A 13,275-nucleotide genomic window follows, 5' to 3' on the forward strand; every position below is an offset into this window, starting at 1 on the left:
GATCAATCTCCTGCCGCACGGCCCTTGAGGGCGATGATGCCTTTGGGGCGGAACTGGATGAAAATAATGATAAAGATGATCATATAGGTTTGGGCTGCCAGCGTGTTTGAGGGGTTGAACCATTCGATCGATTTTTGCAGTCCACCAATCATCAGGGCCCCTGCGAGGGTACCCCAAATATTGCCGACACCCCCAACAACAACCGTCATAAAACTTTGCACGATATAGTCGTTGCCGATCTCCGAGGTTACCTTGGCGAAGAGGCCAATCGCGACGCCCGCGATCCCCGCAATACCTGAACCCAGTCCGAAAGTGAGCATATTGATGCGGTCGGGATTGATCCCCATTGAGGAGGCCATACGGGGATTTTGAGTTACAGCGCGCACTTCAAGGCCGACCCGCGTTTTCTTCATGATGAAAAGAAACAGCATCAAGAAGATCAGTGCCAAAACAAAGATCGCGATGCGAATATAGCTAATGGACACCACGTCGTTGATGGACAATGCACCATCGAGCCAAGCGGGGGAGGTGAGGGGGCGAGCTTGCGTGCCGAAGATATTTTTGGCCAGTTGCTGGAGGGCGACCGAGATGCCGAATGTCGCCAGCAGGGTTTCCAGCGGGCGATTGTAAAGCCAGCGAATGACCAGCCGTTCCATCGCAACACCGGCTGCGAAGGTCACCAAAAAGGCCGCAGGAAGCGCGATAATGAGCGAGAGCGTATAGTTCGGAACGATTTGCTGAACCACATATCCTGTATAGGCCCCCATCATGATAAACTCGCCATGGGCCATATTAATAACGCCCATCACCCCAAACGTGATGGCAAGGCCAATGGCCGCGAGGAAGTAAATTGACGCAAGTGAAAGGCCATCTAGGGTCAGATCGACAGCTTGGCTAATCCCGACTTTGACCTCAATCGCATCCAGCGTTTCACGCGCGGCGGTTGTCACTTCGGCGTTCGGCTCGGCATAGATTTCGTAGTAACTGTGGGCTGCGATGCTTGCGCGCTGGGCGGCGGCGGAAATAAGCGGAGCCACAAGCTCTTGCTCTACCAGTGTTGTATAGGCGGCTTCACGGGCTACGTCCGTATCGAGGGTATAGGTGGGTACTCCTGCGACGAAACCGTCGACAATGTTTTCTTCAAGAGCCGCGCGAATTTCTTTGTGGGTAGGGATCGGAAGCGCAAGGTTCTCCTCAATCAGGAGGGCGTAGGCCTCGTCCGGACTGATGTCTGTGTCGACTTTAAGAGTGCGAGCGACGTTGCCCGTTGGCTTGCCCAAGTCTGCAAGGGGCGACGTTTGCAGGATCGGATTGAGGGCTGCACGGGCGTCAACGCCAAGGTCGCCTTTGAGGGATTTGATCGCAGCGACGCGCAGTTGAATATCGGTTTCATATTGGACAGCCAAAAGGCGCTCTAGACGAATTTTCTCAACTTTAAGCGCGGGGTCGGTTTCACCGTCAATAGCCCCCCGAATGGCGGGCAGGTGGTAGGCCGTTGAATCGCGGCCAATCGCGACGAGGGCGTCACGGCGTTTTTCGATGTCTGGGTCCATGAGTTGGAACCGCACAAGTGCAGCACCAATCAGCCCACGAACGCCTGAATTTGGTTTGATCTGATTGATCGCGTCTTTCTCAACTTCGCCCAAGGCTTCGCCAGAGATGACGTCGAAAATTGCATAGGTTTTGGTCGGTGTAATTTTGGCGGTCACAAAACGCTTGTCCGCTTCAAGTTGCCAAAGGTTTTTCCCCTGCCATGCTTCTAGTACCATTTGAGCTTCAGGGAGACCACTGTCGCGCAGGGCGACAATCGCGGGCTCAACCGTCAGACGGGAGCTTTTGACAATGGTGGCTTCATGCGTTGCCAGAATGTCTTGGATATCGGCAGGTTGGGCATTTGCGTCAACAGGGGAGACAGAGAGCACAAACGCGGTAAACAGCGCTAGGAGGAGAGTTTTCATGGGAGCCTGTCGGGGTTATTCGTGAAAAAAGAGGGCGCGAACGCCCCCTTTGAGAATTTTCAAGCGCTTAGTAGTTGGATTTTATCTGAACGCAGGTCTTTGTTTCGGTGTTGTACATGCCACAACCAAGGTCTTTCCAATCGGATGTGAGAACCGCGGATTCTGGCAAGAAGTCAGTCCACGCATCGCCCGGAACTTCAGTTGTTTGGCTGACGATATCGAATTGACCGTCTGCTTGGATTTCACCGATCAAGACGGGTTTTGCCAAGTGGTGGTTTGGCAACATAACGGCCATACCGCCCGTGAGGTTCGGGAATTCTTGGCCATACATTGCGGCGCGAACGGCGTCGACGTCTGTAGTGCCCGCTTCTTCAACGGCGTTTACCCACATGTTGAAACCGATGTAATGCGCTTCCATTGGGTCGTTTGTGACGCGCTCGTCGCCCATTCTTTCTTTCCAAGCGGCGATAAATTCGGCGTTCGCATCGGATTCTGCGGATTGGAAGTAGTTCCAAGCGGCGAGGTGACCAACAAGGTTTGCGGTATCAAGTCCCGAAAGCTCTTCTTCGCCCACAGAGAAGGCAACGACGGGGATGTCATCCGCCGAGATTCCAGCAGCGGCAAGCTCTTTGTAGAAGCCGATGTTTGCGTCGCCGTTGATTGTAGAAATAACGCCAACTTTTTTACCGTCGGCCCCTAGGGCAACAACGTCTGCCACGATTTTGGACCAGTCAGAGTGACCGAACGGTGTGTAGTTTACGAAGATATCTTCAGCCGGAATGCCTTTGTCTTTGAGGTATTGCTCAAGGATTTTGTTGGTTGTGCGCGGATAAACATAGTCAGTGCCAAGGAGGGCGAATTTTTCAACGCCAAGCTCATCAAGGAGGTAGTCGGTTGCAGGGATGGCTTGCTGGTTGGGCGCCGCACCTGTGTAAAATACGTTTTTGGAGCTCTCTTCGCCTTCGTATTGAACGGGGTAGAATAGCAGACCATTAAGCTCTTCGATCACTGGAAGAACTGATTTGCGCGAAACCGAAGTCCAGTTGCCAAAAATAACGTCGACATCATGAACGGTGAGCAATTCGCGCGCTTTTTCCGCGAACAATGGCCAGTCGGATGCTGGGTCAACAACAACGGGAACAAGCATTTCGCCATTCACGCCGCCTTTGGCATTTTGCTCATCGATGAGCATCAACATCGTATCTTTGAGGGTTGTTTCCGAGATCGCCATCGTGCCGGAAAGAGAGTGGAGGATGCCAACTTTAATGTCGGCGTGGGCTGCGGTTGCGAGGGTTGCAACGGCTGCTGCTGTGGAGAGAAGTTTCTTCATCGTGTCAGGTTCCCTATTGTCTCTGTGGCGCAGTTCGGTCCGCGCCTAGGAAATAGGCTTAAAAAGCTATTGTGTTGCTGTCTGTAGCAAAATATAGCCTTATGTGTTGCAAATAATGCAACGCTTGAAAAAGGCAACACCGTGCGCCACCTCCAAATCTATCGTGCAATCAAGACAGTCGCAGAGCAGGGATCTTTCCGTAAGGCATCGGAATTATTGGGGATTTCGCCATCTGCACTTGTTCGGCAAGTGAAGGTCGTGGAGGAGGAACTTGGCGCGGAAATTTTTGACCGCCTTTCTGTGGGCGTTCGACTGTCGACCGTCGGAGAAATATACCACCGCCACTTTATTGGGCACCTTGCTGAATTAGATCGCGCAAATGGAATCGTGGCAGATATGAAGGGCGTGCGAATCGGGCAAGTAAACCTTGCCGTTAGCGCACCGTTTTTATTGGGGTTCCTGCCAAAAGAGATAGCCGCCTTTCGTGAACGCCATCCGCGCGTTAGTTTTTCGGTAGTGACCGGGGACAGCGACAGCATCAACGAAATGCTCCTGGACGGGCAGGCGGATTTGGGCCTCATCCTCGAACCCAAACCACGGTCAGGCGTCGAAACGATCTTGCAGGAACATGGGTCGATTTCACTCGTTTTGGGGAAGGGCAGCAAAACGGTCCTCTATCCCCACGAACTCGAAGATCACGACGTTATTTTGCCCACAAATGGCACGGGGATGCGGAACCTTTTGGATACGCATTTTGCACAAGCGCGATTAAATATTCATCAGATTCTGGAGATGGACACATTGGTTCCCCCGCATGTGTCCCCGCTGCCAAGTTTGCAATTCTGGCCAACGCTTGCACTGGATGCAGACATTGTGCAGCAAATGGGTGGACAGGTGGGGATCATGCAAAGCATGCCACGTTGCAACATTGCCCTATGCCAGATCGAGGGCCGCCCGTTGCCGATCGCTGCGGCACGCTTTGTTAGCCAGTTGGGTGCCAGAATCGGAGCTTAAACTCCGGGAACAGGGGTGTCTGTCATGAGGCGCAGGCCAAGGTGCGCTGGGGGCGACCCGACGGCGCATCCGCCGCGCGCGGGATCGCGAGTGAAAATCGGGATGGCTGCGATGTGTTCACCAGCTACAAAATAGGCGGGGCATTTGGCCAAATCCAAATTACCCGAGTCTCCCGAGTAACAATCGGCGGTCCATTCCCACACGTTGCCGTTCAAGTCGACAATACCCTCTGCGGTGGTTTCAAAGCTGCCCGATGGGCGCAAGGAGCGATTGATTTCAGGCTCCATTAAGTATGTTGAAGCCCAGGATAATTCCGGATCGGTGAAAATGGGGTCTTTTTCTTCGGGCAAAACCTCATGGGCCATTTCGTTCCACTCGTTTTGGGTGGGGAGGCGAAATGCATGCCGCGAAGCCGCATTAACCCATGTCAGGTATTCGTTCACGTCCATCCAATTGAGGTTCGTCGCAGGGAAATCTTCGCCCGTTTTGCGGATTTTCATTTTCTGAGAGCAGGCATCCGCATCAAAACAGCGGTTCCACTCGGCTGCCGTGACTTCGAACTTTTGCACCAACACACTGCGTCCATCGGAAAATTCAAATGCTTCCATTTGAGGAATGTATTGCATATCGGGGCCCCTGAGAGGCCTCAAAGTTATGGCGGCAATGCCCAAACCCAGCCCAACAAGGGCAGTTGCGCCGATGATGATTTTTGCTCTGAGTTTGGTCATTGGTTTTCTCCGCTAAGTTTTAAACGCCCATTGGACGTGGCGCGACAACTTGTTCCATCAGGTCATTGTCCCATTCACCTTCGACAACGAAGTGTGCCGACGCGCCCAAAAGCACGGCCTCGATGAGGTTGTGATTGACATAGGCGTAGACGCCCGGCTGCTCAAAGGTGTACATCGCTGCCCCTGCGGAACCGCCGCGGATGAACCATGTTTCCATGCCGGTTTGTGGCGAGTCAGTGAATGAGCCGCCTTCCCAGACAAAGTTCCCATGACCACCAATAAGGTGTGGGCGGGTGTCACGGTTGGCTTGGGCGTGGATCATTAGAACGGTGTCGCCGACCTTGGATTTAAGTGCGTTTTCTCCAGTCAAAGCACCAACCGCACCGTTGAATACGGAGTGTGTTGGGATAAGAGTGCGCATGGCGTCGAGGCTATCGGAATAGTCTTCGCCCGCGGATTCATACTGGATGTATTCACCATCTTCGTCCATTGGCAGGTAGTAGTCTTGCTCACCGATATAGGCGATTTGGTCGTAAGTCAGCGCATTGCCGTCGCCGTCTTTTAGGCCGTCGCGTGGCAGAACCATCACCGCGCCATTCATGCCGTGACATACGTGGTACGGGATCATCGCACCGCCGGGGGCACAGTGATATACGAACACACCGGGTTTGGTTGCCTTCCAGCGTAGAACCGCTTCTTCACCCGGAAGAACGTGGGTCAAGCCACCGCCACCAAGCGCGCCAGTTGAGGCGTGAAAGTCGATATTGTGTTCAAACACGGAGTTTTCTGGGTTGGAAATTGTCAACTCAACATAGTCGCCTTCGTGCACGATAATCATCGGACCAGGGACGGAACCGTTATAAGTCAACGCCCAGATTTTGGCGTCTGTATCTTCGTCGACAACCATTAATCTTTCTTCGGTAACAAAGCTGACTTCGACGATTTTTGGGCCACCTGTAGCGACTTGCTCGTGTTTTGGAGCCATTGGTGGCATCACCATTTCTTGCTTTACGCGAGGCAGGTGTGACAGGTCGACGGCTGCCGCGGACACTGTTGTTTTCTCAGCGACGGGAAGAACGAGGCCTTTGCCCATCGAAGGTACATGGGGTGCGCTGCGGCGGGTTGTGGCGAAGGATGGGGCTGCGCCTGTCATCATTGCAGCACCCGCCATTGCGGTACCAGTCAAGATTGTTCGGCGCGATGGTTGGAATTCTTTTTTTGTTGAGGCAGTCATTTTTTAGTCCTTCCAATTCAATGTCACGCACATTTGCGCAACTTCAATTAAGTGTCTCGGCCCTTCGTTGGGGCGGGATAACACGTTCGGTTGGCGCGGTTTGTATGTGTGCGCCGTTGGGGACTTTTTGACTGTGCTACCGAGTCTGCGCCTTGATGGAGATCAAGAGAAACAAAGAAAATTTACACTTTTTGGGAAGGTTCGGTGAATTTTTAAGGGAAGGGTGGTTGGCTACGGCGCGCGCTCTTACGCGCCGATAAGTTGCTGGTATATCTGGGGCAAAGCCGTCGTCAGGTGGTCTGGATTCGGAATGACGCAATACCTTCCAGCGCCAAACATGCGTGCAAACCAAGCCTTTGACTTCGCGTCGATAGTGATACCAAATACCGCTGCCCCCGCGCGTTTTGCTTCGCGGATTGCCATCCGAGTGTCTTCGATTCCGTGGCGGCCTTCGTAGTGGTCAAGGTCGTTGGGTTTGCCATCGGTGATCACCAGCAACAGTTTGCGTTGTTGGCTTTGGGCCATGAGATCGACACTGACGTGACGAATTGCGGCACCAAGGCGTGTATAAAACCCGGGTGCCATTGCGGCGATACAAGATTCGACGTCACGACTCATGGGCGCATCAAAACTCTTGCAGCGATTCACGTAAACGCGGTTGCGTTTGAGGGATGAAAACGAGTTGATCGCGAAAGTGTCGCCACAGGCGTCAAGGCCCCATGCGAGCGCGGCCATGGCTTCGCGTTCGATGTCGATGACTTGGCGGTTGTGCACGCTGCTTTGGGTTGAACGTGAGGTGTCGAGCAAAATCGAGACAGCCAAGTCGCGCGCTTGGGGGCGGGACTGTCGCCAAATCCGGTCATTGGAAAGGCCGGTTGCCGCGAGGTCTACATGGGCGCGGACGGCGGCTTCCAGATCAAGGTCTTCGCCGTCGGGTTGGCCCGAGATGATGACGCGGCCCGGACGCAAAGCCTCAAACTGACGGCGCACGGCGAGGATGCGACGCTTGGCTTTTGGGTCGGTTTGAAAGGTTGCAGCGATATCGGTAGTGGGGGCTTCGGCGTCCAATACGCGTACGTGGTCGGGCATATAGACTCCCGTGCGGGTGTCCCATTCTGGGTAGGTAAATTTTCCGGAAACAGCTTCACGGTCCACGTCCTCGGGGGCAAGGTCGAGGTGGAGCTTGAGTTTTGTGGCGGGGGCTTTACTGGTTTGTCCAAGGCCAATCTCGTCTTGATCGTCGGCGGCCTTTTTTGCATCTTCGTTGTCGTCATCATCGATGCGACGGTTGAGGTTCAGGAACTCCGCCCAGCTTAGGATGGCTTCAAATTTGTGGAGGATCAAGCTGTCTTGGCGCTCTGCGAGGTCGGATTTACGACGACGGGCGCGGTGTGTTTTCTCGGAGGTGTTCTCTTCGGGTGTGCCTTCTGTTTCGCGATTTTCGACGCCGCTTGGGGCGGAAAATTGAACAGTGCGCAATTCGGGCCAAATCGGGACAGGAAGGAAGGGTCGATAGCCACGTGGGGCTGTAAGGTCCTCTGGCAGTTGGCCAGAAAGCACATGTGCCAAAAAGTCCGAGGCCAATGAATCTGTGGGGGCAGGGCCACCAAGAAGGTGACGTAAAACGGCCTCAACGGCGGCTTCGTGTTTGGGAAGTTTTTGCACGCGCCGCGCAGAGAGGCTGGCTGTTGTAAGGTCAGTATACAGACCCACGAGGCCGGGGCAGTTTTCCTGCGTGGCTTGGGTCATATTATAAGCCGCAGTGAGGGCGGCAAGGTCGGCGCGTAGGGCGTCTTCGACCTCAAGAAATGGAACGGCATGGGCCGTGGCGGCGGTGAGCCAAAGGTAAAGTGCGGCGTTGGCTTCGCGGGCGGGAAACAGGGCGAGGCGTGCGGGAAGGCGCAGGGCCTCCCCGTCAAAGCTTGTGCGCGGCAGCTCTTCAGTCTCTGTCCCCAAGCGGCGTAAAAGCGATAGCCGATGGTGGCTGCGCTCATCTTCTGTGGGTCGAATTTCAACCGAGGGGGTACCGCCGAGCGCACGAAAAAACACGGCCAAGCGGCCCGAGACTTCGCCAAGGGTTACGGCGGCCTCGGGATAACGTTGGGGCGTTTCTATTCTGCTGGCAAGGCTGTGCCAGAGTTTTCCGATGGTCTCTTCGGGTTCCCAAGGTTCAAAATCTAGTTTTGGCATGATCTATCCAAATACCGCTGTGACCAGATCCATCAATCCGGTTTTAACGACTGCGTCATCGGTAAGGGGCTCAATCATAGCGGCTTCAATCGCGCGTTCGACGCTCATGCCGCCTTGGATCAAGGTTGCCGTATAGACGATCAAACGGGTTGAAACGCCTTCTTCGATGTCTTGGCCCTTGAGTGCGCGAAGCTTGTTGGCCAAGCGCACAAGACCCTTGGCGCGATCCGCATCGAGACCAGTTTCGCGCGTGACGACGGCGATTTCCTGCGTGGCTTCGGGGAAGTCGAAGCTGAGCGAGAGGAACCTTTGGCGGGTAGAAGGCTTAAGCGTTTTGAGGATGTTTTGGTAGCCGGGGTTAAAGGAAGCCACGAGCATAAAGCCAGGAGCGGCCACAAGCTCTTCGCCCGTACGATCAATCGGCAGGATACGCCGGTCATCGGTGAGAGGGTGGAGAACAACCGTGACGTCTTTGCGCGCCTCGACAACTTCGTCGAGATAGCAAATCGCGCCTTCGCGTACGGCCCGTGTGAGGGGGCCATCGACCCAAACGGTTTCGCCGCCTTTGAGGAGGTAGCGCCCGATAAGGTCGGCCGCAGAGAGATCATCGTGGCACGCCACAGTATAGAGGTGGCGACCGAGCTTAGCGGCCATGTGGGTCACAAAGCGTGTTTTTCCGCACCCTGTCGGCCCCTTAAGAAGGAGCGGCAGATCATGGGCGGCGGCGGCTTCAAAAACCGCACATTCGTCCCCTTGGGGGAGGTAGAAGGGGGCGTTTGCCGCCCCCCCCTCGTTGATGAGATTATCCTTAGCCATTATTCAGCCGCCTCTGCTACTGCTGCAGTGATGATTTCGCGACGTGGCACGAACACCGAGTAAAGGAAGAGGAGCATTCCGATAAAGAATACCAGTCCAGCCCCAAAACGCATCCAGTAGAACAGGGCCAAAGCATCCTGTACGTCCATGTAATAGTCGCCAACAACACGTTGCATATGGGTTTGAATTGTCCCTGCAAATGTTAGAACGAAAGTCATGAACACCATCCCACCCGACATCAACCAGAAGGAAATCATGTTGAGAACTTGGTTGTATGGATCACGGTTTTTCAGGATTGGCATAGCGTAGGTCATGATTGCCAAGTTGAGCGCGACATACGCACCATAGAAGGCCAAGTGACCGTGCGCGGCGGTGATTTGGGTGCCGTGGGTATAGAAGTTCACCCCGTGCAATGTGTGGAGGAAACCCCAAACACCCGCGCCAAAGAACGCCAAGGTTGCACAACCGAGCGACCAAAGAAGGGCCGCCTTGTTTGGGTGGTCGCGGCGCCCTTTCCAAACCATGACAAAGGCAAAGGCCATCATGCCAAAGAAGGGAACAACTTCGAAGGCCGAGAAGATCGAGCCAACCCACTGCCAGTATCCCGGGGCACCAATCCAGAAGTAGTGGTGGCCAGTTCCCAGAATACCAGAGAAAAGCGCGGTCGCGACGATGACATAGAGCCATTTTTCGACGATTTCACGATCAACACCGGTGAGTTTGAGCATCAGATAGGCCAAGATCGAAGCCATGATCAGTTCCCAAACGCCCTCAACCCAAAGGTGAACCACATACCACCAGTACATTTTATCCAGCGATAGGTTGTCAGGGTTGTAGAACGAGAACAGGAACAACAACGCTAGACCCCAAAGGCCGAGCAGAAGAGTATTCGTGATCACGGTTTTCTTGCCCTTAAGGACAGTCATCGAGACGTTATACAAGAAAATCAACGCGGCAATGACGATCCCAGCTTTTACCCACTTGGGTTGCTCAAGGAATTCGCGCCCCTCTTTTCCAAGGAAAAAGTTCCCCTCAAAAAGGTTGAACACATAAGTCACCACAACGCCCAATGTCCCAATTACCAAAATGGCAAGCTGGATATAGGCAAGTTTTGTGGAGTGGATTTCGCGTTCGGCTTCCTCGGGAATGAGGAAGTATGCGGCGCCAAAGAACCCAAGCAAAAGCCAGACAATCAGGCTGTTGGTGTGGAGCATGCGCACGATGTTGAAGGGAAGTACCTCCGAAAGTGTGTTCGGAGAGACATAGATCCAGCCTGCGAGTAAACCGCCAAGGATTTGGATCGCAAAAAGCCCGAGGGCGCAAATAAAGTACGCGTAGGCAATTTTCTGAGTTTTATATTTCATTTCTGCGCTCCTTTCCTAGCCTGCCTCGGTGGGCGGCCAGCCTTGAGTGTCGATTGTGCCTGTCCAAAGGAGGAAGTCGCTTAGAGCGCGCATTTCTTCGTCAGTCAGATTGAAGTTGGGCATTTGACGGCGGCCTTCGATGCCGGAGGGCTGTGCCTCCATCCAGCCTTTTAACGCGTCAAAAGCGTCGTCTGGGTCGTCATCAACCCCCCAGCGGATCATTACATTACCCACTTCGGGGGCAAAATACGCTCCCTCGCCGAGGATCGAGTGGCAGTTGATACAGGCCTTGTTCTCCCAAATGCGTTTACCGTGGGCGACACTCTCGGTCAGCGTTTCCGCGTTCGTTGAGGTCGTCACGATGTAACGATGCGAGTGAATAGAAAGGCCGATAAAGATGGCAATAAAAAACAGGGACCCGCCATAGAAGATATTTCGGGCCATGCTTTTGGTCAGGACGTCGCGCATTGCGCTCTCCTTCGTCGAAGGGTTACGGATAGAACGGCAATGAGGGTTCAAAAACATGCGCGCCTTGATCAAGGTCAAGTTGAACGCGAATAAGCATTACAAATGCCACTTAATTCTGAGTGACGTGTGATTGGGGCACTGTGGGCCAGATTTAGACCGAGAAATGCATTAGAAACAGACATTAGGGTTGTGGGTGACGCAGGTTTACAGGGGGTAGGCTGCGTCACCAATTTGACTAAGATCAAGGTTTCGCCAGAATTTTTGGCATAGCTTTCAGCATCAAAACCGCAGGAAATTATGATGCAATCAGCCAAGAGTACCCCGTCAACAGAACCCAAAGTTTGGTCCCTTCGAACTTTGACCCTTGTGTTTTATCCGTTCTGTGCGACAGCGGCGGCCATTAATTTATTCATGGTTTTCCTACTGTTACAAGCGCTGGGCGTGCCGGCAATTTCGCCTGTTACGGCGCTTTGGTTTGGGGTGATTACCGGACCCGTTTTAAGCTGGATGGCAGGGAAATGGGTGCTGCGGTTGATTCTGGAAGCGAGCCCAAAAAACGCCTAACGTCGCAATTCCTGTTCGAGACGTTGTTTTGCAATCGCCTCGTTCTTGTCTGCCTTTTCTTTTTCAAACAACGATCGCTCCACGAAATCCAGATGCGCCAGCGTCGCAGCTTTTGCAGCAACGGGATCACGCGTCTGAATGGCGGTGTTGATATCGCGATGCTGCTCAAGGAGCGTGTCGCGGGTGGTGCGTTGTTTAAACATGATCTGGCGGTTGTAAAATACGCCCTCGCGCAGGAGCTCGTACATCGCGCGCATCATATGGAGCATCACCGTGTTATGGCTCGCCTCAATAATTGAAAGGTGAAATTCGGCGTCAAGCGCCGCCTCTTCGGTGGGATTTCGCTTCGCGTGGGCCGCTTCCATTTTGGCAAAAAGCTGATCAATCACCTCTAGATCTATGTCCGAACCCGTTTGCGCCGCGCGCTCTGCCGCAAGTCCTTCCATGTCCCTTCGAAAGGACACGTAGTCAAAAAATGCATCATCATGCCGCCCGAAAAGACTGACCAAGGCGGAAGAAAATGCAGACCCCAAAGCTTCAGAAACATAGATTCCAGCCCCCGCCTTGCTGGTGAGCAATCCTGCATTTTGCAGTTCGGAAATGGCTTCGCGCAAACTGGGACGTGACACGCCCATGCGATCGGATAATTCGCGCTCCGACGGAAGGCGCTCCCCGGGACGCAAAATGCCTCGCAAAATCAACCGTTCGATTTGGGAAACGACGGATTGAGCAAGTTTTTCCGATTGGATTTTTTGAAACGGCATGAAAGGTCCGGTGGATTGCGGCGTCAGAATTGGTAAGAATATATGACCGATAGGGGGAAATAACAACTGTAATCCCGCGTGTGCCAAACCCTAAATTCAAAGCGGGCGCTGGAAAATTCCGCGCCCGCTTTGAATGATAACCCTTAGTTGGTTGGGTGAATGACGATCTCGACCCGACGGTTTGCTGCCTTGCCCTCTTCTGTGAGGTTGCTGGCAACGGGGCTGTCTTCGCCTTTACCAACAGCAGATACCCGTCCGCCTGACACGCCCGCCGACAATATTTTCGCCATGACAGCGTCCGCACGACGTTGCGAGAGGAGGAGGTTGTGCTCGGCGGTTCCCGTGTTGTCCGTGTGGCCATAAATCGTGACGGTGGATTTAGGGTAGTTCTGAAGGTTGGTCGCAAGGGCGCGGATTTCTCCATCAAGGCTCGATTTGACCGTGGAGCTGTCGGAATCAAACAAAATGCCCTGTGGCATAACGACGATCAATTCCGTACCCGTATTGACGACATCGATGGCGCTGTTAGTAAAGCTGGCATCAAGGTCTTTTTTCTGTTGGTCAAGCGCGCTGCCAATTGCGGTGCCAACGATGGCGCCTGCTGCGGCTCCGAGGGCGGCGTTTTTGGGGCTGCCCGATGTCGCGCCAATGAAGCCACCCAAAAGGCCCCCAATAATGGCACCGTCTTTTGTTTTGGACTGGCTTTCGCCTGTGACGTACCCAGGGTCCGTACAGCTGGCTAGTGCCAGAACAGCGGCGCTTGCAAGGAGGAGTTTGGACTTTGTAAGGATCATCTAGGACCTCTTTCTGTTGCTCGATTTTGCCCTTTTTACAACGGAAATTGC

12 protein-coding genes are annotated in these 13,275 nt (G+C 53.8%); 2 read left to right on the top strand and 10 right to left on the bottom strand.

The window, feature by feature from the left end:
* Nucleotides 1-2: 2 nt before the first annotated feature.
* Complete coding sequence (gene urtB / locus AB9F27_RS06000) at nucleotides 3-1,958, bottom strand: urea ABC transporter permease subunit UrtB (RefSeq protein ID WP_335583696.1); 1,956 nt, start codon at nucleotides 1,956-1,958, stop codon at nucleotides 3-5.
* 67 nt (nucleotides 1,959-2,025) lie between these two features.
* Nucleotides 2,026-3,288, bottom strand: a complete 1,263-nt coding sequence (gene urtA / locus AB9F27_RS06005; protein ID WP_335583695.1) for an urea ABC transporter substrate-binding protein — start codon at nucleotides 3,286-3,288, stop codon at nucleotides 2,026-2,028.
* Between the two features lie 141 nt (nucleotides 3,289-3,429).
* Here urtA and AB9F27_RS06010 point away from each other — a divergent pair, with 141 nt between their 5' ends.
* A complete protein-coding gene (locus AB9F27_RS06010) occupies nucleotides 3,430-4,302 on the top strand; it encodes a LysR family transcriptional regulator (RefSeq protein ID WP_369757604.1) in 873 nt (290 codons plus the stop codon).
* On the opposite strand, the gene AB9F27_RS06015 is transcribed toward AB9F27_RS06010, so the two are convergent.
* The 6 genes from AB9F27_RS06015 to AB9F27_RS06040 all read right to left on the bottom strand — a co-directional run bounded on the left by AB9F27_RS06015 (nucleotide 4,299) and on the right by AB9F27_RS06040 (nucleotide 11,102).
* On the bottom strand, nucleotides 4,299-5,030 hold the full coding sequence (locus AB9F27_RS06015) for an SUMF1/EgtB/PvdO family nonheme iron enzyme (protein WP_335583693.1): 732 nt from the start codon (nucleotides 5,028-5,030) through the stop codon (nucleotides 4,299-4,301). The two genes, AB9F27_RS06010 and AB9F27_RS06015, sit on opposite strands and share 4 nt — an antisense overlap.
* Before the next feature lie 19 nt (nucleotides 5,031-5,049).
* The gene (gene nirK, locus AB9F27_RS06020; protein WP_369757613.1) at nucleotides 5,050-6,123 is read right to left on the bottom strand and encodes a copper-containing nitrite reductase; all 1,074 of its coding nucleotides are present in this window, start codon (nucleotides 6,121-6,123) and stop codon (nucleotides 5,050-5,052) included.
* A 387-nt stretch (nucleotides 6,124-6,510) separates the two neighbouring features.
* Nucleotides 6,511-8,454, bottom strand: a complete 1,944-nt coding sequence (locus AB9F27_RS06025) for a VWA domain-containing protein (protein WP_335583691.1) — start codon at nucleotides 8,452-8,454, stop codon at nucleotides 6,511-6,513.
* Between the two features lie 3 nt (nucleotides 8,455-8,457).
* Nucleotides 8,458-9,270, bottom strand: coding sequence for a CbbQ/NirQ/NorQ/GpvN family protein (locus AB9F27_RS06030; protein ID WP_335583690.1), 813 nt, complete (start codon nucleotides 9,268-9,270; stop codon nucleotides 8,458-8,460).
* Nucleotides 9,270-10,634, bottom strand: coding sequence for a cbb3-type cytochrome c oxidase subunit I (locus AB9F27_RS06035; protein WP_335583689.1), 1,365 nt, complete (start codon nucleotides 10,632-10,634; stop codon nucleotides 9,270-9,272). Before AB9F27_RS06035 ends, AB9F27_RS06030 begins: the two co-directional genes overlap by 1 nt.
* Before the next feature lie 15 nt (nucleotides 10,635-10,649).
* Nucleotides 10,650-11,102, bottom strand: a complete 453-nt coding sequence (locus AB9F27_RS06040) for a cytochrome c (protein ID WP_039001924.1) — start codon at nucleotides 11,100-11,102, stop codon at nucleotides 10,650-10,652.
* Nucleotides 11,103-11,402: 300 nt separating this feature from the next.
* Between AB9F27_RS06040 and AB9F27_RS06045 the strand changes: the two genes are divergently transcribed.
* Nucleotides 11,403-11,666, top strand: a complete 264-nt coding sequence (locus AB9F27_RS06045) for a hypothetical protein (protein WP_039001925.1) — start codon at nucleotides 11,403-11,405, stop codon at nucleotides 11,664-11,666.
* On the opposite strand, the gene AB9F27_RS06050 is transcribed toward AB9F27_RS06045, so the two are convergent.
* Together AB9F27_RS06050 and AB9F27_RS06055 are read right to left on the bottom strand one after the other, a co-directional pair.
* Nucleotides 11,663-12,430: an FCD domain-containing protein gene (locus AB9F27_RS06050; RefSeq protein ID WP_335583688.1), complete on the bottom strand. Its 768-nt coding sequence runs from the start codon at nucleotides 12,428-12,430 to the stop codon at nucleotides 11,663-11,665. The two genes, AB9F27_RS06045 and AB9F27_RS06050, sit on opposite strands and share 4 nt — an antisense overlap.
* Nucleotides 12,431-12,573: 143 nt before the next feature.
* Complete coding sequence (locus AB9F27_RS06055) at nucleotides 12,574-13,224, bottom strand: OmpA family protein (protein ID WP_039001927.1); 651 nt, start codon at nucleotides 13,222-13,224, stop codon at nucleotides 12,574-12,576.
* Nucleotides 13,225-13,275 lie beyond the last annotated feature (51 nt).

The sequence above is a fragment of the Falsihalocynthiibacter sp. CO-5D18 genome (assembly GCF_041205445.1).
Classification (GTDB): domain Bacteria; phylum Pseudomonadota; class Alphaproteobacteria; order Rhodobacterales; family Rhodobacteraceae; genus Falsihalocynthiibacter; species Falsihalocynthiibacter arcticus.